Raw genomic sequence first — 21744 nt, forward strand, 5'->3', positions numbered from 1 at the left:
TTCATGCGAAAGCAGACTTACTTTAACAGTAAGCTATTAATACGTTTCACATATTCCGCTGGGTCTTCAGGCAAGCCACCTTCAGCAATCACAGCTTGATCAAAAATCACATGCGCCAAATCATCAAATTGATTGGAGTCCTGTAATTTTTTCACCAAAGGATGCTCTGGGTTGATTTCCAAAATTGGCTTCATATCAGGTACAGCTTGCCCTGCATCCTTCAACATACGAATCAATTGTGGTGACAGTTCACCTTCACCTGTTACCAAACAAGCAGGGGAATCAACCAAACGTGTAGTCACACGCACTTCTTTGGTTTTACCGCTTAAAGATGCAGACAATTGCTCAACCACAGGTTTAAATTGTTCTGCAGCCGCGTCTAAAGCTTTCTTCTCTTCAGCATCTTGTAGATCGCCTAAATCAACCGCACCTTTAGATACGTTTTGCATTGGCGTGCCATCAAACTCCTGCACAAAGTTCATCGCCCACTCGTCTACGCGTTCTGCCATCAACAACACTTCAATGCCTTTTTTCTTAAACAACTCCAACTGTGGAGAATGCTTTGCTGCGTTCAAGTTGTCTGCCGTAACGTAGTAAATGGCTTTCTGACCTTCTTTCATTCGCGCTTTATAGTCCGCCAATGAGGTACTGATGTCATCATTACTTGAAGTAGCGTAGCGTAATAATTTCAGGATACGTTCACGGTTGCCAAAGTCTTCGCCTAAGCCTTCTTTTAAAACTGAACCAAATTCTTGATAGAATTGCTTAAATTTTTCTTGGTCTTTTTCATCTTCAGACTTGGCTAAATTGTCCAACATGGTCAACACACGACGGGTATTGCCTTCGCGGATGGTTTTCACATCACGGCTTTCTTGCAATAACTCACGGCTCACGTTCAATGGCAAATCGGCGCTGTCCACCACACCTTGTACAAAACGTAGATAGTTCGGGATCAGGTTGTCTGCCTCATCCATAATAAATACGCGCTTCACATACAATTTAATCCCCGCTTTGGCTTCACGAGTAAAAATGTTGTGCGGTGCTTTACTTGGCACATACAACAACTGAGTGTATTCAGTACTGCCTTCAACACGGTTATGCGCCCATGCCAATGGTGCGTCAAAATCGTGGCTGAGGTTTTTATAAAACTCAATGTACTGTTCTGCACTAATTTCGTTTTTATTGCGCGTCCACAACGCACTGGCCGAGTTAATTGCTTCCCACTCATCAGTTTTCACATACTGACCTGCTTTCGGTGTTTCACCTTCAGCTGCTTCTTCTTGCTGCCATACTTCTTTCTGCATTTGAATTGGCAAACTGATGTGATCAGAGTATTTATTGATGATCTGCTTAACTTTGTAGCTTTCTAAATAATCCAGCGCATCTTCACGCAAGTGCAGAATAATATCGGTACCCCGTTCTGCTTTGTGAATTTGCTCGACATCAAACTCGCCAGTACCCGCACTGCTCCAACGCACGGCTTCATCTGCAGCCAATCCTGCACGGCGTGATTCCACAGTAATTTTATCTGCCACGATAAAACCTGAATAGAAACCCACACCAAATTGACCAATCAATTGCGCATCGGCTTTTTGATCGCCTGTCAATTTCGACATAAAATCTTTGGTGCCCGATTTGGCAATGGTACCCAAATGTTCAATCGCTTCCTGTTGGCTTAAACCAATGCCGTTATCTGAAATGGTTATGGTTTTTTGATCTTGATCTAAACGAATACGCACACGTAAATCAGGATCATTTTCATAATATTCAGGATGATTGATACCCTCAAAACGTAATTTGTCGCAGGCATCTGATGCGTTAGAAATCAGTTCACGCAAGAAAATTTCAGGGTTGGAATAAAGAGAATGGGTCACCAAATGTAATAACTGCGCCACTTCGGCTTGGAAACTGTGTTTTTGGCTTTGCTCGCTCATTCATCACTCCTTAAATTCATAAACATGGTTATTGTTGGATGTGTTAATGAATTGGAGTGATTGCCTGATTTTTCAAGCCTAAACCTAGAAAAATTTAAAAAGGTGCACGTTGATAAACCTGATTTAAATGATCCTCCAATTTCTGCTGACGCAAATTATACACTTGGGTTAAACAATCGACGGAAGCGCCACAACGATCACGCAACTCTAACCAGCGAAATTGTTCATCACGAATTTGTGAGCGCGTCCCCATAGCGACCAAACGGCTGACGATACGATAGGTGGTGGCCATTTTCACATCGGCATCATTGACCGCACGATGTTCACAAATGGCATGTTCTGTTGGTGTTCTGGCTTTCTCACAAGAAAAACTCGCCGCATGCCCCGCGACACTCAGCATTAAACCAACACATATAGGCCAACCGTATTTTATCAACATGAATTAATTCCTTCTTTATCGTTCTTTACTTTATCTTTCAGACTGTAAATGAACATGGCACATGCACTCAATTTTTTCATTCGATACATTTGTTATTTTTTGCAATAAAAAACCCCATCAAAAAGATGGGGTTGCGCTGATTTTTATTATTATAAAGAGCTACTTTTTATGATTAGAATTTGTAGCTATAACCGATGGTGTACACCATTGGGTCGATGTCTAGATCAAATGGTTTTAAACCTTCGATTTCAACTTCTGGGCTTAATTGTGCATAACGTGCATCAAAGAATACGCCCCAGTTTTTTGCATCGGCTGGCTGGAAGTTAAAACCGATTTGACCTGCAAAACCAAAGTCTTCTTTTACCTTAACTTTACCTAAATCAGATTTTTCATCCCATGCAACAAATGCAGTACCACCGACACCAATGTATGGTGTGAAACGGGTTGAATTTTTAAAATTATATTTAGCAGTCAATGTTGGTGGTAAATGCTTAATCTTAACAGCAGAATCACCATTCACTAACACATCGTGGCTAATTGGCGTAGCCAACAATAATTCTGCAGAGATATTATCATTAAAGAAATATTCTACTGAAGGTGTAAATGCATATTCATGATCAGCCTCAACATTAGCTGCACCACCTAGAATATCTGTATCTTGTGTTGGAGAAATTACAGAACCACCAACTTTAACTTGCCATTGACCTGCCATAGCAGAAGCAGACATTCCCATTAATGCAATTAGAGCAACTTGCTTTAACATTTCAAAACCACCTTTAGAATAAAAATCTTAACGCTTAATTAATATTAAACACGACCACTATTAATATGCAACACATATTAAACATAATATTTTAATTATTTTATAAGCTATTAATTATTATATAAATTTATTTTAAATAGACCAAATTACTTGGTTTTAAAATCCGAGTTAATTAATAGAGTTTATATTATTATTTCCCGACTATATTACTCAATTTTATTTTAAAAATATATTAAAAGATTTATTTAAAATACATCTTATATTTATTTAAAAACTAACACAAATTTATTTTAAATAGATTAATTCACTCAGACTTTCTATTTTTAAATCATAGAAAATCAATAAAATTATCCAAATTAAATAAAGAGAATTAAAATCATCTTCATTCTAATATTAGAAGTTAATTACAACGAAAAATGGATCATTTTGTTAGAGAGTTTGAATTTTGTATTGGGTTTCAATAGGCAGATTTGAGGATGAATTTGAGGAAGATTCTTCTTGTCGTTTTAGCACGATGCTGCAACGTGCCCAGTCTATTCTGAACACGTGCGCTTAAAAATTTTGGTGATAATTTACAGCACCATCGCTGCAATCCAGCCAAAAATCATCAATGGAATATTAAAGTGAATAAAAGTCGGTACCACACTGTCCTTCATGTGGTCGTGCTGCCCATCCATATTTAAACCCGAAGTTGGCCCCAAGGTTGAATCCGATGCTGGAGAACCCGCATCTCCTAAGGCTGCTGCTGTACCAATAATCGCAATGGTTGCTGCAGGGCTAAAACCGAACTGCAAACATAAAGGCACATAAATAATCGCTAAAATAGGCACGGTAGAGAAAGATGAGCCAATCCCCAAGGTGATTAACAAACCAATCAATAACATTAAAAATGCAGCCAAAGCTTTGCTATTGCCAATCCATTCCACCGACGCTTCTACCAAAGCAGGCACTTGATTAGTAGCTTCAATCACTGAAGCGAAACCTTGTGCAGCAATCATAATAAAGCCGATGAGTGCCATCATACGCATACCTGTAATGATCACATCATCTGCTTCTTTCCATTTGAAAATTCCCGCACAGCTTAAAATGGCAACACCCACCAAACCTGCCAGAATCATCGAATCTGAATACAATTGCACCGCCAAGGTTGCAATAATCGCAAACACTGCCATCCACAAGGTAAATTTTGCAATCTGAGGCGCTTGTAGGGTTGGCGCGGCGGTATTTGCATTGAGCTCACTCGAAATGCTTTGGGTACGCTCTACCTGCACATCTTGATAATGTCGAGGCTTACGATAGCTCACAAACAACGCGATCAATAGCCCAATAAACATCCCAAACACAGGAATAAACATGGCAGCAGGAATATCTTCATTTTGAATGGCAAAACCATACGGAGCACCAAAGGTGTTGATATTGTGCGCCAAAATATCATTCAGAAAGATTGCACCGAAACCCACAGGAACAAACATATAGGTGGCAACCAAACCAAAAGTCAGCAAACAAACCACTGCACGACGGTCTAGGTTTAAATGATTGAAAACACTTAATAAAGGTGGAATCAATACAGGAATAAATGCAATATGTACAGGGATTAAGTTTTGTGAAAATACCGCTGCCAAAGCCACAGTAAAATAAATCAGATATTTAACGCGGTTCTGTACCTTAGTATTACTGCCACCTGTTAAAGTGCGAATCAGCTTATACGCCAATAAGTCTGGCAAACCTGAACGTGCCAAAGCCAAAGCAAATGCACCTAAAATACCGTAAGCAAGAGCAATTTTAGCGCCACCACCTAAACCATTATTAAACGCATCTAAAGTGCCTTGTAAGCCTAAACCAGCCAGTAAACCACCTGAGACTGCACCAATAACCAAGGCAAAAACCACAGGCACACGAGCCAACGACAATCCGAACATGATTGCAATGGCAGCAAGAATTGCGAACATAAGAGATGAAAATTCAAAAAAGAAGCTATTTTATCAGAGATTATGCAGATTGGAGTTGACCAAACATTCAACTCCGACAAGCGTTTCTGATTTAAATTGCTGCAGCATGTGAATTTGCATGACCTAAAGCAAAATCACGGATGGCAGTAGCAACTGCTTGCGGCTGACTAAGAATCGCCCAGTGATTAGCTGCCAATTCCACACGTTGAAAATCATCTACCCAAAGCGACATTTCATCAATCAATTCAGCACCCACAAATTGATCATATTTCAAGACAATAGCTTGCACAGGACAAATTGCATAACGTTGACGCGGCTTTAATAAACGTGGGATAAAATTGGCACGATATAAATTGACGCCATAGCGCCCATCTTTGCGGATATTAGGATTGATCGCAATATCTTGATCGCGTTCTAAGCGCATCACTACCTGACGCCATTGTTCAGGTTGAAAGAACTGCCAAACTGTAGGCGCAAGTGCAGGAAGTTGAAAGGCAGCAATATACCAAGATTTACGCATTTGTTTGAAAAATTTAATTTTATTTTCAGAAAACTGCTTACGCATCCAGAACGCTGCATGATCCAAACATGGGCCTGAAATACTGCTGTACGATAAAATTCGTCCCTTTAATTCTGGATCCGTCACTGCTTCCCAAGACTGAATTGAACCCCAGTCATGAGCTGCCAAGTGAAATGCACGCTGCCCCAAAACGGCATTAGCAACAGCCATTAAATCTGCAGCCAATTGAGCCAAGCTATAGGCACGAATGGATTTAGGAATGGAGGATTGTCCCGCACCGCGCACATCATAACTCACCACATAAAAATCTTGCACCAACACGGCAATCACCCGTTCCCAGACTTCTTGGTTATCTGGATAGCCATGCACCAAAATCAGTGCAGGTGCTTTTTTTTCGCCCCAAGTTTTGACATAGAGCTGTTGATAATCTGAGGTTTCAATCCATTGCGTTTGTGCTTGCATAAACATCCTGTTGTTTATTGTTGACATGATTGCTCTTGAGAATAACAAAATATGCCATTGGCTTGCTCAAATTTCATACTAATATAAGAAAAATCTACTTAAGGCTCTATAAAATTTCCCATGAACCTCATCAAAAAATTGCAGCAACTTCCTATCGTTTCTAAATACTTTTTAAATCGGTACCCACCCTATCGGGGTGCAGGTATTGAAATTGATCAAATCGATTTAGCCAACCACCATGTCCGTGTCAAAATGCCACTCACTCGCAAAAATCAAAATATTGTCGGCGTACATTTTGGCGGCAGCCTCTATTCCATGGTAGATCCATTTTATATGTTAATTCTGATGCATCACTTGGGTTCAACATATATTGTTTGGGATAAAGCGGCAACGATTCATTTCCTCGCCCCAGGACGCAGTACGGTGTATGCCGATATTCGCCTGAGTGCCGCTGAAGTCGAGGAAATCAAACAGATCGCAGAAGACTATGCTCCTCTGACACGTCAATATACGCTCAATATTATCGATGAATCAGGTGTACGAATTGCAGAAGTGCATAAAACGTTATATATCCGACGTAAAAAGCCCAAAGCCGTAGCAACGTAATTTTTAGCTCACATAAAAACGCAGAATCTAATGATTCTGCGTTGTTGGTAATATTATTTTAATCAAAAGACAAAAAGATCAATGTCACCGACAAACTTCTCTACTCTTTTTGAGCAGGTATGAATTAATTAACGTATTACTGTTGATACATCAGTGGATCATAAAAATTATAAACATTGATAGTATTTAAAATTAAAGGATCATTAAAATGAAAAAAAATCTTGTGCCAATCTTTTCCCTACTTTGTTTCTATTCATCGACATCCCTCCATGCTTTGGTGCCGAATACATTTACCAAAGTCCAGACTTTGAAAAATGTGGCTTATGGATCTCATCCTCAACAAGTGATGGATGTCTATTTCCCTGCCAAAGTACTCACAGATCAAACACCAGCCCCGCTCATGATGATGGTCCATGGCGGTGCTTGGAAAATGGGTGATAAAAATCATGCTGCTGTGGTCAAAAATAAGCTGAGTTACTGGACCAAGCAAAACTGGATTTTTGTGTCTATCAACTATAGATTAGTTCCAGATGTGACCGTACAGCAGCAAACTCAGGATATCGCCCAAGCGCTTATTTATATCCAAAATCAGGCACCGCATTGGCATGCTGACTCAAAACGCTTGGTGCTGATGGGACATTCTGCGGGCGCACACCTGGTCAGTCTATTAACCGTTCGCCCCCATTGGCTGGCACCCCAGCCACAGCCTTGGCGTGCTACAGTTGCTTTAGATAGCGCGGCTTATGATATAGAAAAGATAATGCAAACACGTCATGCACGTTTTTATGATCAAGCCTTTGGTGATCAACCTTCCAACTGGAAAGCCCTTTCTCCGATAGCTCAGCTACATCAAGCTTTACCTGCATTTCTCGCGGTGTGCTCAACCATCCGTGCAGATCAACCCTGTACTCAAGCTCGACAATTTATTCAACAAGCACAGAAATTCGGAACTCAAACCCAGTTATTGCCTGTCCGACTTTCACATGCTGAAATCAACAAGTCATTGGGACAAAATAATGCTTATACTCAAGCAGTCAATCAATTTATCCAAACGCATTAATTTTTCAGCTAGCGCATAAAAAACGCAGAATCATAAGACTCTGCGTTGGATGTACTGAAATATAAATACTTCAGTAGGATGGCATGGCTGTTCGTATTCAGATTAACGCTTTTGCTCGATGGCTGCACCAGCACCACCACCAACAGCACCACCGATTGCAGCGCCTGCATTACCACCTATCACTTCTTTACCTAAAATTGAACCAATCGCACCGCCAATTCCACTATAGGTTGCGTTACGGTTAGAACCATCTTGGGTTTTACTTCCAACTGCTGCACCTGCACCTGCGCCTGCTGCTGCACCAACACTACCACCTACGCTGTTACCCGCTGCGCCACCAACGGCACCGCCTAATGCTGCAGCACCAATACGTTGGTCATTAGAACTCATGCTTTCACAACCCGCCATAAGCATGGTCGATACTGTGGCAATTGCCAATACACTCAATACTTTTTTCATGGTGATCACTCCCCCTCGGTCTATTCGCTCTCAGCTTAGTGCATATTGCGGTAACAACTTTGAAAAAACTGTTACCAAGCACAGCAAGATGAAGGTATTTCTGTAAAAGACTTAAGGCTGAATAGATGATTCAGCAACATCTTCTTCCAAAAGCACGACATCTCTTGTGGTTTGTCCATCTTCAGTAAACACAGCATGAGAAACTGTTTCTTTGCTTTCAGGCGTTTTGACCCGATCCAGTTTTAATGTGCGATGAATTGGCGCCTGCCCCTGCTTATATTCCATGCCTTCTGCATCAATCGTTTTCACTTCAGAAATGACTTTACCATCCTGCTTTAGGGTTTTATTCAACTCAATTTTTGAGGTTGGTACAATCACCCCACCTTTTTGAATCACAGGAATACCCAATTGTTTCTCTGAAAACTGTGCTTGATCATCATCAAAAACAACTTCCTTTGCCACAATATCTTTACCCTGATTGCTCACTTCAAAAATCGTGGCTTCTACATGGCGTATAGGCTTTTCACCTGTCACTGTACGAATCACTTCAGTTTTTAGAATAGGCACAATGGCTTTGTCTTTCACCACAATGCTGTTTGGCATTGGTGCAGCCGAAACAGACACACTCAGTAGCATTGCCGATAAACACAGTGTCAGTCCTCTAAATTGCATAAGCTATCCCCTTAGTTTTCTTGATATTTTTAAATTGTTCTTAATTCACTATATGCAATATTGCGGCTTTATTAAAGCAAAATATGCAACTAAAACGTTGGCAAAAAAAAGACGCCTCGAAAGGCGTCTTTAAATGATGCTTTAAAACGAATTAGAGATCGTTAAATTCATCGCTAAATGCTTGGCTTAATGCTTGATCTACATCAGAGAAATCATTCACTAATGCCAATTCAGCAGCTTCAGCTTCTTGACGACGACGCTCTAAGTGGTAAGCAAGACCCGTACCTGCTGGGATCAAACGACCCACAACAACGTTCTCTTTCAAGCCACGTAAATCATCTTCTTTACCTGTTACAGCCGCTTCAGTTAACACACGTGTAGTTTCCTGGAACGATGCAGCAGAAATGAACGAGTCTGTTGAAAGCGATGCTTTGGTGATACCCATCAATTGACGTTCAAACTTCGCTGGGAACTTGTTTTGTGCAAGTACAGCTTGGTTTTCTTGTACCACGCGAATGTAATCCACTTGTTCGCCTTTGATGAAGCTCGTATCGCCACCATCGGTGATTTCAACTTTACGCAACATTTGACGCACGATGACTTCAATGTGCTTATCGTTAATTTTTACACCTTGTAAGCGGTAAACGTCTTGAACTTCGTTCACGATGTAGTTGGTTAATGCCACTTCACCTTTCAAGCGTAAGATGTCATGTGGGTTTTGTGGACCATCAGAAATGGTTTCACCACGGTTCACATGCTCACCTTCAAACACGTTGATGTTACGCCATTTTGGAATCAACTCTTCGTAAATCTCAGAGCCATCATCTGGTGTAATCACTAAACGGTTCTTACCTTTGGTTTCTTTACCAAAGCTCACGATACCTGACACTTCTGCAAGAATCGCATGCTCTTTTGGTTTACGTGCTTCAAATAAGTCTGCAACGCGTGGTAAACCACCGGTAATATCACGAGTACGTGAAGATTCTTGTGGTACACGACCAATAACGTCACCCACACCGATATTTTCGCCATCACGGACAGAAAGAATCGTGTTCTGTGGCAAGAAGTAGAACTGTTCGCCACCATCCACAGTGTCTAATACCACAGCAGGACGTAAGTCTTTACCTGACGCAGGACGTGAAGTCACTGGCAAGATTTCAACTGTGGTCATACCTGTTGCATCATCAGTTTTCGAGGTTGCAGTCACGCCATCAGCAATTTGGCTGAAACGGATTTTACCCGCAACTTCGGTCACAAGTGGATGCGTGTGTGGATCCCAAGTCGCCACAATACCGCCAGCTTCTACCGCTTCGCCATCTTTGAGCAAGATTGACGCACCGTATGGCAGTTTATAACGCTCACGCTCACGACCTAACTCATCTGCAATACCAATTTCACCTGAACGTGAAACAGATACCAAGTGACCTTTAGCGTGTTGTACAGTTTTCACGTTATGGAAACGTACTGAACCTTTGTTACGCACTTGTACGCTATTGGCTGCAGAAGTTCGGCTTGCCGCACCACCCACGTGGAATGTACGCATGGTTAACTGTGTACCTGGCTCACCAATCGATTGAGCAGCCATTACACCCACAGATTCACCTGGATTCACCAAGTGACCACGTGCTAGGTCACGACCATAACACTTCGCACATACACCAAAGGTCGATTCACAAGATACCACTGAACGTACTTTTACTTCATCGACACCTTGCTCTTCTAAGAAGTTAGCAAGTTTTTCATCAATGAGTGTGTTACGTGGCAGAATAACTTCGTCTGAACCCGCTTTCTTCACATCTTCTGCAGTTACACGACCTAATACACGCGTACCAAGGTTTTCAATGACATCACCACCTTGAATGAATGGTGTCATCACTAAACCGCCATAAGTACCGCAATCTGGCTCAGTAATTACCAAGTCTTGTGCAACGTCAACCAAACGACGTGTCAAGTAACCTGAGTTCGCTGTTTTCAATGCGGTATCGGCCAAACCTTTACGCGCACCGTGAGTTGAAATGAAGTACTGAAGTACCGTCAAACCTTCACGGAAGTTCGCTTTAATTGGCGTTTCAATGATCGAACCATCTGGTTTCGCCATCAAACCACGCATACCCGCCAACTGACGAATCTGTGCCGCACTACCACGCGCACCTGAATCCGACATCATGTAGATCGAGTTGAATGATTTTTGCTTCTCGTCTTCACCCTGTTTGTTTTTCACAGTTGTGAATGACAAGTTGTCCATCATCGCTTTAGCAACTTGGTCGTTGGTACGTGCCCAAATATCGACCACTTTGTTATAACGCTCACCCGCAGTTACGAAGCCTTGCTCGAACTGTTGTTCAATTTCACGAACTTCAGTTTCTGCTTTTTCAATAATTGCTTGTTTTTGTGGTGGAATAACCATGTCTTCCATACCCACAGAAACACCTGAACGTGTCGCTTGACGGAAGCCCAAGTACATCAATTGGTCTGCAAAAATAACCGTGTCTTTTAGACCTAATTTACGGTAGCAAGAGTTGATTAACTTTGAGATGTTCTTTTTGTTCATCTCTAGGTTAATTTGCTCGAAGCTTAAACCTTCAGGCACAACTTCCCAAAGCAAGCAGCGACCTGGTGTCGTATCTACAACAATAGTTTGTTGCTCACGCTCACCATTTTCATTGATTACGGTTTGGTGTACACGTGCTTTTACGCGAGCGTGTAAGTCAACTTGACCCGTTGCAAGTGCACGGTTTACTTCGTGCGTATCTGCAAACACCATGCCTTCACCTTTGGCATTGATTGCATCACGCGTGATGTAATACAAGCCCAACACCACGTCCTGAGATGGTACGATGATTGGTTCACCGTTCGCAGGAGACAAGATGTTGTTGGTGGACATCATTAACGCACGCGCTTCTAATTGCGCTTCAAGCGTTAATGGTACGTGTACCGCCATTTGGTCACCGTCGAAGTCGGCGTTAAACGCAGCACAAACGAGTGGGTGTAGACGGATGGCTTTACCTTCAATCAGGATCGGTTCAAATGCTTGAAGACCCAAACGGTGAAGTGTAGGCGCACGGTTCAACATCACTGGGTGTTGACGAATCACAGAGGCAAGTACGTCCCAAACTTCTGGGGTTTCGCGCTCAACCATTTTCTTCGCAGCTTTAATGGTGGTAGCTTGACCTGAAGCTTGTAGTTTCGCAAAGATGAATGGCTTGAACAGTTCAAGTGCCATTTTCTTCGGAAGACCGCACTGGTGTAAACGTAGGTTTGGACCAACGGTAATCACCGAACGACCTGAATAGTCAACACGCTTACCAAGTAAGTTTTGACGGAAACGACCTTGCTTACCTTTGATCATATCTGCCAAAGATTTAAGCGGACGCTTGTTTGAACCTGTGATTGCACGACCACGACGACCGTTATCTAACAAGGCATCAACAGACTCTTGTAACATACGTTTTTCGTTACGTACGATGATGTCTGGCGCTGCAAGGTCAAGAAGACGCTTCAAACGGTTGTTACGGTTAATCACACGACGATAAAGATCGTTCAAGTCAGACGTCGCAAAACGACCACCTTCAAGTGGAACCAACGGACGAAGATCTGGTGGAAGTACAGGCAGTACATTCATCACCATCCATTCTGGCTTGTTGTTCGACTCTTTGAACGCTTCCATCAACTTCAAACGCTTAGACGCTTTTTTCAGCTTAGTTTCTGAAGTTGTTTGTGGAATTTCTTCACGTAAACGAGCAATTTCAGCTTCAAGATCGATGTCTTTTAACAAGTCTTGAACTGCTTCAGCACCCATTTTCGCAGTGAATTCATCACCATGCTCTTCTAGAGCATTGAAGTATTCTTCGTCATTGAGAAGTTGATATTTCTCAAATGGCGTCATACCTGGGTCAGTAACCACATAAGATTCGAAATACAATACGCGCTCGATATCACGTAAAGTCATATCAAGTAATAAACCAATACGGCTTGGTAATGATTTCAAGAACCAAATGTGTGCAACTGGAGAAGCGAGTTCGATGTGACCCATACGCTCACGACGAACTTTTGCAGTCGTTACTTCAACGCCACATTTTTCACAAATGACGCCTTTGTATTTCATACGCTTGTATTTACCACACAAGCATTCGTAATCTTTTACTGGACCAAAAATTTTGGCACAGAATAAACCATCACGTTCAGGCTTAAACGTACGATAGTTAATGGTTTCTGGCTTTTTAACTTCACCGTGAGACCATGACTTAATCATTTCTGGTGACGCAAGACCAATACGGATGCGGTCAAACTCTACTGGAGCATGACCGTCTGAATCCGTCTTTTTGCGCATGATATCGAGCAAGTCTTTCAATTTTTTTCTCCGTGTGCTGGGAGGCTGTTTTCACATCCCAACTGGGTCACAAATATTGTTTTTTAACTGAGTTTTAATCCCCCTTAATCCCCCTTTTTCAAAGGGGGAAAAGTCCCTCTTTTATAAAGAGGGATCTAGGGAGATTTAATGGAGATGCTTAGTCACCATTTTTCAGTTCAATGTTGATACCTAAAGAACGGATCTCTTTGGTCAATACGTTAAACGATTCAGGCATACCTGGGTCCATATAATGGTTACCATCTACAATGTTCTTATAGATACGGGTACGACCTTCAACGTCATCCGACTTCACAGTGAGCATTTCTTGAAGTGTGTATGCAGCACCGTATGCTTCAAGTGCCCAGACTTCCATCTCACCGAAACGCTGACCACCGAATTGTGCCTTCCCACCCAACGGCTGTTGCGTTACAAGTGAGTAAGAACCTGTAGAACGCGCGTGCATCTTGTCATCCACTAAGTGGTTGAGTTTGAGCATGTACATATAACCTACAGTCACTGGACGGTCGAATTTCTCGCCTGTACGACCATCGTACAACACGGTTTGACCTGAACGTGGTAATTCAGCCAGTTCAAGTAATTCTTTAATTTGACCTTCTTCTGCACCATCAAATACAGGAGTAGCCAACGGAACACCTGCACGTAAGTTGCCAGCCAATACCAAGATTTCATCATCAGTTAAGCTGTCAAGATCTTCTTGCTCGCCACCAACTTTGTTATAAATCTTGTCTAGGAACTCACGTAGTTCAGCAATTTCACGTTGTTGTTTGAGCATTTTATCAATTTGCTCACCCAAACCTTTGGCTGCCATACCCAAGTGTGTTTCAAGAATCTGACCCACGTTCATACGCGATGGTACGCCTAGTGGGTTCAATACGATATCTACTGGTACACCGTTAGCATCGTGCGGCATGTCTTCTACAGGCAAGATGTTTGATACAACACCTTTGTTACCGTGACGACCCGCCATCTTGTCACCCGGTTGGATGCGACGCTTAACAGCAAGATAAACTTTAACAACTTTCAACACGCCCGTAGTGAGTTCATCGCCTGTAGAAAGCTTACGTTTCTTCTCAGCGAATTTCTCATCAATTTCAAAGCTCTTCTCTTTCAAGAAAGTTTGAATTTGAGTTAAACGCTCAGCAATTGCTTCATCACTTGGTTGAATTTCAAGTAGATCAACTAACTCTAAACCAGACAACACATCTTCAGAAAGTTTGTCGCCACGTTTAGTTGTACCGCCACCGTTAGATTCTTGACCTTTTAATAAGCGGATAATACGTTCACGCGCTGCTTCTTCAAAGATTTTGTATTCTTCTTTCAAGTCTTTGCGGTATGCATCAAGTTGTGCTTTTTCAATCGCTTGTGCACGTTCGTCTTTTTCTAGACCATCACGGGTAAAGACTTGAACGTCAATCACAGTACCTTTAGTACCTGATGGAACGCGCAATGATGAATCTTTCACATCTGCTGCTTTTTCACCGAAGATTGCACGAAGCAATTTTTCTTCAGGCGTTAACTGAGTTTCACCCTTAGGCGTTACTTTACCAACAAGAATGTCGCCTGCAGTCACTTCAGCACCAATGTAAACGATACCAGACTCGTCTAGTTTAGACAGTGCAGCTTCGCCTACGTTTGGAATATCAGCTGTGATTTCTTCCGCACCCAATTTGGTATCACGTGCAACACATGACAATTCTTGAATGTGAATCGAAGTTAAACGGTCTTCTTGAAGTACACGCTCAGAAAGCAAGATCGAGTCTTCGTAGTTATAGCCATTCCAAGTCATGAACGCGACACGCATGTTCTGACCGAGTGCAAGCTCACCGCCATCTGTAGATGGACCGTCAGCCAATACATCACCACGACCTACCTTATCACCCATCTTCACCAAAACTTTTTGGTTAATACAAGTGTTTTGGTTTGAACGTGTGTATTTGATCAGGTTGTAGATATCTACACCTGCTTCACCCGCGATCATTTCTTCTTCGTTCACACGAATGACTACACGTGAAGCATCGACATATTCAATACGACCACCACGGTTTGCAATCACACATACACCTGAGTCATGTGCTACGTTCGCTTCCATCCCTGTACCCACAAGTGGTTTATCAGCGATAAGCGTCGGAACAGCCTGACGTTGCATGTTCGATCCCATCAAGGCACGGTTGGCGTCATCGTGCTCAAGGAATGGAATCAGTGATGCTGCTACAGATACAACCTGCTGTGCAGAAACGTCCATGTGCGTCACGCGCTCTGGCGGCATACGCACGAAGTCACCTTGGTGACGTACAGATACGAATTCTTCTGTTAAATTGCCATCTTGGTCTACGCTTGAGTCCGCTTGCGCAATGATCGTGCCCACTTCTTCAATTGCAGATAAATACTCAACCTCATCGGTTACACGACCATCAACCACTTTACGGTATGGCGTTTCCAAGAAGCCAAAATTATTACATTTTGCATAAACAGAAAGCGAGTTGATCAAACCAATGTTTGGACCTTCAGGCGTTTCAATTGGACACACACGACCATAGTGAGTTTGGTGTACGTCACGTACCTCAAAGCCTGCACGTTCACGTGTCAAACCACCTGGACCAAGCGCAGATACGCGACGCTTGTGGGTAATTTCAGACAACGGGTTGTTTTGGTCCATGAACTGAGACAATTGGCTTGAACCAAAGAATTCTTTGATTGCAGCAGCCACTGGCTTCGCATTGATTAAATCTTGCGGAGACAGGTTGTCTGTTTCAGCTTGTGACAAACGCTCTTTTACAGCACGCTCAACACGTACCAAACCAACACGGAATTGGTTTTCAGTCATCTCGCCCACTGAACGTACGCGACGGTTACCCAAGTGGTCGATATCGTCGACTTCACCTTTACCGTTACGGATTTCGATCAATGTTTTAAGTACATCGGTAATGTCTTCGTTAGACAAAATACCTTCAACTTCACGTGATTTCTGATCTGTACCCACTTCGTAAGGACGACCCAAACGACGGTTGAACTTCATACGACCTACTGGCGATAAATCATAACGCTCAGAAGAGAAGAACAAGTTATTGAACAGATTTTCAGCGGCTTCTTTCGTCGGTGGCTCACCTGGACGCATCACTTTGTAGATTTCTACCAAAGCATCTTCACGACCAACAGTTGTATCTGCACGTAAGGTGTCCGCAATGAACGAACCACGGTCGATGTCATTGGTGAATAGGATGTTAAATTGTTTAACACCACCTTCTGCAAGTTTCACCATGATTTCATGGCTTAACAAGGTGTTTGCAGCAATCACATCGCCATCTTTTAGCTGGATGTCTTCTGCAGTAATACGTTCGTACAAGTACTCATCAGGAACTGAAAGCTTCTCAAGACCAGCTGCTTCCATTTGACGTACGTGACGCGCATTAATGCGTTTACCTTGCTCAACAATCACTTTGCCGTCAGTATCAGTGATGTCAAATTGTGCCATTTCGCCACGTAAGCGTTCTGGGACAAGGTCAATTTGGTAGCTACCCATGTCTAAATAGACAGGTACTTTCTCAAAGAACAAGTCTAGGATTTGTTCATTGCTATAGCCCAATGCACGCAACACTACAGTCGCAAGCAATTTACGACGACGGTCAATACGCACATAAACGAGGTCTTTGGCATCGAATTCAAAGTCTAACCATGAGCCACGGTAAGGAATAATGCGTGCTGAATACAACACTTTACCGCTCGAGTGGGTCTTACCTTTATCGTGGTCAAAGAACACGCCTGGTGAACGGTGTAATTGAGAAACAATTACACGCTCAGTACCGTTAATCACAAAGGTACCGTTATCCGTCATCAATGGCATTTCGCCCATGTAGACTTCTTGCTCACGCACATCTTTGATTGATTTCGTTTCACGATCTTTAATGATCAAACGAATTTTTACGCGCATTGGTGCCGCATAAGTTGAGCCGCGAAGAATACACTCACGTACATCAAACTCAGGCTTACCAAGACTATACTCAACAAATTCTAAAGCAGCATTGCCAGAATAACTTTCTATAGGAAAAACTGAACGAAATGCGGCTTGGAGACCGATATCTTCGCGGCTTTTTGGAGTTTTGCCATCTTGAAGGAAAGTACGGTACGAGTCGACTTGAATCGAAAGCAAGTACGGTGCATCCATTACTTGGGGCAATTTACCAAAATTCTTACGGATCCGTTTCTTTTCGGTATATGAGTATGCCATCTGGAGTCCTCGGAAAGTAAACTAAACCCGCCTGCAGAACGAGTTTAGAAGGAATTACGCAGGCCGATATGGCCACCACTCTTTACAAATGCTGCAATTTTTAGTGGTATTAAAACGCTTAACAATATTTTTAAATGTGGAAAAATATTGGTAAGCGTTTGATTTTATTGATTTATATTGTTTTCGATGGTTTTCCCATCATTCAAACAAAAATCGAGCCGATAATTGTAACGCAAAAAGGCTGATGACCCAAGAGCCATCAGCCATTTTTTGGAGTCGATTATAAAAAAATCGACTCCCCTTAAGATTACTTAAGTGTAACTGTAGCACCAGCTTCTTCAAGTTTCTTCTTAAGCTCTTCACCTTCTTCTTTAGAAACAGCTTCTTTGATCACTGAAGGAGCGCCTTCAACGATGTCTTTAGCTTCTTTAAGACCAAGGCCAGTAGCTTCACGAACTGCTTTAATTACAGCAACTTTGTTCGCACCGAAAGAAGTCAACTCAACGTTGAATTCAGATTGCTCTTCTGCAGCAGCAGCGCCAGCGCCTGGAGCAGCAGCAACAGCAACAGCAGCAGCTGATACATTGAATTTCTCTTCAAAAGCAGAGATAAGTTCAACAAGTTCAAGAACAGTTTTTTCAGCAACTGCGTTTAAGATTTCTTCGTTAGTTAAAGCCATGAGAATAACTCCAAATGGAAATTGAATGGTGTGGAAATAAATTTAAGCTTATGCAGCTTCTGACTCGTTTTTCTCTTTGAGCGCAGTAATAAGGCGACCCAATTTCGAAATAGGAGCTTGAAGAACGTTTGCAAGCATAGTAAGCGCTTTTTCTTGGTTCGGAAGATTCGCAATTACGCTAACTTCAGCACCTTTATAAAGTTTGCCGTCAAATGCAGCAGCTTTAAGTTCAAATGCTTTATTCGTTTTAGCGAATTCTTCGAACAAGCGTGCAGCTGCACCCATGTCGTCTTCAGAAGTTGAGAAAGCTAAAATTGTTGGGCCAACAAGGTTGTCGTTCAAGATCGTGAATTGCGTATCTTGAAAAGCACGTTTAGCCAAAGTATTACGTACAACACGTGTAGTAACACCTAATTTACGCGCTTCAACACGTAGAGCCGTTAATTGCTCAACGCTCATACCTTGATAGTCAGCAACAACAGCAGAGAACGCTTTAGAAGCAACTTCGTTAACTTCTGCTACGATCTGTTTTTTGTCTTCGATAAGAAGAGCCATTGTAAAACCTCCTAACGGTGATTTATGTGCTTACGTGAAGCACACTCCCAATTCGTAAATTCATTGCTGAACTTACACGCGGAGGAGGAATAAATCACACCACCGCGTCTACCCAGGCTGGAAGATTAAGAAAGCAGCATAAAACTACTCTCGCCTGAGGTCTTTGACGCTGATAAATTCTCATTTACCAATTCAAAGTCCGCCTGAATGTCCCCCTCTCCTGCTAGGAGAGGGTTAGGGAGAGGTTTAACCCTCATCCCGACCTTCTCCCAGAGGGAGAAGGAGACTTTTCAGGACTTTAAAATTCTTTCTAAGTCAGACTTAGTTAGAAACGTTCTGTACATCAATAACAAGACCAGGACCCATAGTAGAGCTCAAAGTGATCTTTTTGATGTATACGCCTTTAGAAGTTGCAGGCTTTAACTTTTTCAAGTCAGCAACTAAGGTTTCAACGTTTGAACGAACTGCTTCAGCAGTAAAGCCAACTTGACCAATCGCAGCGTGGATAATACCCGCTTTGTCTACACGGTAACGCGCTTGACCTGCTTTTGCATTTTTAACTGCAGTCGCAACGTCAGGAGTTACAGTACCCACTTTAGGGTTTGGCATTAAGCCACGTGGACCAAGAATCGTACCCAACTTACCTACTACGCGCATTGCATCCGGAGCTGCAATCACAACGTCAAAGTCAAGGTTACCCGCTTGAATGCTTTCAGCTAAGTCGTCGAAACCAACTACGTCTGCGCCTTCAGCTTTAGCAGCTTCTGCAGCAGCACCTTGAGCGAAAACAGCTACACGTACAGTTTTACCAGTACCTGCAGGAAGTGTAGTCGCACCACGAACAACCTGATCAGATTTACGTGGGTCAACACCTAGGTTTACCGCAACATCCAAAGATTCTTTGAATTTAGCAGCAGGAAGGTTGTTTAGAACTTCAACTGCTTCTTCCAAAGTGTAAACTTTGTTTGCTTCTACAGCAGCAGCAATGGCTTTTTGACGTTTAGTTAACTTTGCCATGTCTTATAGCTCCACATCCAAGCCCATAGAACGTGCAGAACCAGCAATGGTACGCACACGTGCTTCTAAATCAGCACCAGTTAAATCTGGTTCTTTAGTAGTCGCGATTTCTTCTAATTGAGCACGAGTCAACTTACCAACTTTGTTTTTGTTAGGTACAGCTGAACCCTTTTGAATGCCTGCAGCTTTCTTAAGAAGAATTGCAGCAGGAGGAGTTTTCATGATGAATGTGAACGACTTGTCGTTGTACACAGTGATCACTACAGGAATTGGCAAACCTGGTTCAACTTTTTGTGTAGCAGCATTGAATTCTTTACAGAATGCCATGATGTTAACACCACGTTGACCTAATGCAGGACCAATTGGTGGAGATGGATTCGCTTTACCAGCTGGAACTTGCAGCTTGATATAGCCGTCAATCTTCTTAGCCATTTCAAATTACCTCTGGGTACAAACGCCGCTAGGCTCCCCAATATTTTAAGTAACGATACCGTTACAACAACAATGCCCGATTCATCATAAATCGGGCGTTTTCCAACCACTCAAACTTAAACGGATTTTTCGACTTGACGAAATTCCAGCTCAACCTGAGTAGGTCGATTAAATACATTAATTGTCAACGTTAAACGTGACTTCTCGTATTGAACTTCTTCCACCACGCCTTTAAAGTCGGTGAATGGACCATCAATCACAAGTAATTCTTCGCCTGGTTCAAACATCGTCTTCGGACGAGGTGCTTCACCAGTATTGCGTACACGTGCAAGAATCGCGTCAGCTTCTTTTTGCGTAATTGGGGCAGGCTTTTCTGCTGTACCACCAATAAAACCTAAAACTTTTGGACACTCTTTAACAATGTGCCAAGTTTCATCGTTCATTTCCATTTCAACCAATACATAGCCTGGAAAGAACTTACGCTCTGACTTACGTTTCTTACCATCCTTCATTTCTACCACTTCTTCGGTAGGAACAAGGACTTCACCAAAGCTATCGGCAACAGCGCTACGCTGGATTCGATCATTAAGCGAACGCATCACTTGTTTTTCATAACCTGAGTAGGCATGAATAATGTACCAACGTTTCATAGCTCTTTTACCCGATAATTAACTTGATTGCCCAGCCTAACAAATAGTCAAAACACCACAATACAATTGAAGTGACTACAACAACAATCAATACATGCCATGACGTTGTTACAGTTTCCTGTTTAGTAGGCCAAGTGACTCGACGTAACTCAATACGTGAATCTTTAAGCAAACGAACAAAGCCTTTGCCTTGATGGGTGGCGTATAATAAACCTAAAGCCACAACGATACAAGCCAAAATTACCCCAACACGCACCCAAATATCATTGGCTGGTGCCCAATACGCAGGAAGATGCTGATTCACCATCATCGAAGCAATGAATAAAATCAAAGCGATACCCCACAACACGTAGTCTAATGGAGAACTCGATTGAACAACTTCAGCAGAATTATTTCTTTGAGGGATTGGCGCGTCGCTTAATGCGTCACGCGATTTATCATTCGACATTTTTGTACTCGTCGTAGAATTCGCGACTTATTATATGACTAGATTAGCCGACATCAAGCTTTTTTAAAAAAAGTGGCAGGCCAGGAGGGACTCGAACCCCCAACATTCGGTTTTGGAGACCGACGCTCTACCAATTGAACTACTGACCTACAAAACAGAACGAGAGCCAAAGCTCTCGACCTGTTTAACACATTCTATAATTATGCTGTTACTTTAGCAACAACACCCGCACCTACAGTACGACCACCTTCACGGATCGCAAAACGTAGACCTGGGTCCATTGCGATTGGGTGGATTAATTCTACTGACATTTCAACGTTGTCACCTGGCATTACCATTTCAACGCCTTCTTTCAACTGGATTGCACCAGTTACATCAGTTGTACGGAAATAGAATTGTGGACGGTAACCGTTAAGGAATGGAGTGTGACGACCACCCTCTTCTTTAGAAAGTACGTATACTTCCGCATCGAATTTAGTGTGTGGCTTGATTGTACCTGGCT

17 protein-coding genes, 1 tRNA gene and 1 pseudogene are annotated in these 21744 nt (G+C 42.4%); 2 read left to right on the forward strand and 17 right to left on the reverse strand.

Features of this window, described 5'->3' with window-relative positions; all coding sequences use genetic code 11:
• Positions 1-17: 17 nt before the first annotated feature.
• The 5 genes from htpG to FTT71_RS04825 form a co-directional block, all read right to left on the reverse strand.
• Positions 18-1934, reverse strand: a complete 1917-nt coding sequence (htpG, locus tag FTT71_RS04805; RefSeq protein WP_180160739.1) for a molecular chaperone HtpG — start codon at positions 1932-1934, stop codon at positions 18-20.
• 94 nt (positions 1935-2028) lie between these two features.
• Positions 2029-2373, reverse strand: a complete 345-nt coding sequence (locus FTT71_RS04810) for a lysozyme inhibitor LprI family protein (protein WP_178865975.1) — start codon at positions 2371-2373, stop codon at positions 2029-2031.
• 172 nt (positions 2374-2545) lie between these two features.
• On the reverse strand, positions 2546-3136 hold the full coding sequence (locus FTT71_RS04815; RefSeq protein WP_180043869.1) for an OmpW family protein: 591 nt from the start codon (positions 3134-3136) through the stop codon (positions 2546-2548).
• 572 nt (positions 3137-3708) lie between these two features.
• Entirely contained in the window at positions 3709-5085 is a 1377-nt protein-coding gene (locus FTT71_RS04820) for a Na+/H+ antiporter family protein (protein WP_180050052.1), read from the reverse strand.
• Between the two features lie 91 nt (positions 5086-5176).
• Positions 5177-6067, reverse strand: coding sequence for an alpha/beta fold hydrolase (locus FTT71_RS04825; RefSeq protein WP_154321287.1), 891 nt, complete (start codon positions 6065-6067; stop codon positions 5177-5179).
• Between the two features lie 120 nt (positions 6068-6187).
• On the opposite strand from FTT71_RS04825, the gene FTT71_RS04830 reads away from it, so the two are divergent.
• Together FTT71_RS04830 and FTT71_RS04835 are read left to right on the forward strand one after the other, a co-directional pair.
• Entirely contained in the window at positions 6188-6673 is a 486-nt protein-coding gene (locus FTT71_RS04830; protein ID WP_131260963.1) for a DUF4442 domain-containing protein, read from the forward strand.
• Between the two features lie 208 nt (positions 6674-6881).
• The gene (locus tag FTT71_RS04835) at positions 6882-7733 is read left to right on the forward strand and encodes an alpha/beta hydrolase (RefSeq protein ID WP_096902328.1); all 852 of its coding nucleotides are present in this window, start codon (positions 6882-6884) and stop codon (positions 7731-7733) included.
• Positions 7734-7835: 102 nt separating this feature from the next.
• On the opposite strand, the gene FTT71_RS04840 is transcribed toward FTT71_RS04835, so the two are convergent.
• The 12 genes and pseudogenes from FTT71_RS04840 to FTT71_RS04895 all read right to left on the reverse strand — a co-directional run.
• Positions 7836-8192, reverse strand: a complete 357-nt coding sequence (locus FTT71_RS04840; protein WP_004975789.1) for a hypothetical protein — start codon at positions 8190-8192, stop codon at positions 7836-7838.
• Between the two features lie 111 nt (positions 8193-8303).
• Complete coding sequence (locus FTT71_RS04845; protein ID WP_179989537.1) at positions 8304-8864, reverse strand: hypothetical protein; 561 nt, start codon at positions 8862-8864, stop codon at positions 8304-8306.
• 151 nt (positions 8865-9015) lie between these two features.
• Positions 9016-13215, reverse strand: coding sequence for a DNA-directed RNA polymerase subunit beta' (rpoC, locus tag FTT71_RS04850; RefSeq protein ID WP_096902331.1), 4200 nt, complete (start codon positions 13213-13215; stop codon positions 9016-9018).
• Between the two features lie 157 nt (positions 13216-13372).
• Complete coding sequence (gene rpoB, locus FTT71_RS04855) at positions 13373-17461, reverse strand: DNA-directed RNA polymerase subunit beta (protein ID WP_131260966.1); 4089 nt, start codon at positions 17459-17461, stop codon at positions 13373-13375.
• A 307-nt stretch (positions 17462-17768) separates the two neighbouring features.
• A complete protein-coding gene (rplL, locus tag FTT71_RS04860) occupies positions 17769-18140 on the reverse strand; it encodes a 50S ribosomal protein L7/L12 (RefSeq protein WP_004975779.1) in 372 nt (123 codons plus the stop codon).
• A gap of 48 nt (positions 18141-18188) precedes the next feature.
• Complete coding sequence (rplJ, locus tag FTT71_RS04865; protein ID WP_004975777.1) at positions 18189-18695, reverse strand: 50S ribosomal protein L10; 507 nt, start codon at positions 18693-18695, stop codon at positions 18189-18191.
• Positions 18696-19016: 321 nt separating this feature from the next.
• Positions 19017-19712 (reverse strand): 50S ribosomal protein L1, encoded by a 696-nt coding sequence (gene rplA, locus FTT71_RS04870; RefSeq protein WP_004975774.1) that lies wholly within the window; start codon positions 19710-19712, stop codon positions 19017-19019.
• A 3-nt stretch (positions 19713-19715) separates the two neighbouring features.
• Positions 19716-20144: a 50S ribosomal protein L11 gene (rplK, locus tag FTT71_RS04875; RefSeq protein WP_004975771.1), complete on the reverse strand. Its 429-nt coding sequence runs from the start codon at positions 20142-20144 to the stop codon at positions 19716-19718.
• Between the two features lie 116 nt (positions 20145-20260).
• Positions 20261-20794 (reverse strand): transcription termination/antitermination protein NusG, encoded by a 534-nt coding sequence (nusG, locus tag FTT71_RS04880; RefSeq protein ID WP_004975770.1) that lies wholly within the window; start codon positions 20792-20794, stop codon positions 20261-20263.
• A gap of 7 nt (positions 20795-20801) precedes the next feature.
• Positions 20802-21242 (reverse strand): preprotein translocase subunit SecE, encoded by a 441-nt coding sequence (gene secE / locus FTT71_RS04885; RefSeq protein ID WP_004975769.1) that lies wholly within the window; start codon positions 21240-21242, stop codon positions 20802-20804.
• A 73-nt stretch (positions 21243-21315) separates the two neighbouring features.
• Positions 21316-21391, reverse strand: a tRNA-Trp gene (locus FTT71_RS04890).
• Between the two features lie 51 nt (positions 21392-21442).
• Positions 21443-21744: pseudogene (locus tag FTT71_RS04895) on the reverse strand (elongation factor Tu); the annotation flags it as partial.

The sequence above is a fragment of the Acinetobacter sp. YH01004 genome (genome assembly GCF_013420455.1).
GTDB classification, from domain to species: domain Bacteria; phylum Pseudomonadota; class Gammaproteobacteria; order Pseudomonadales; family Moraxellaceae; genus Acinetobacter; species Acinetobacter towneri.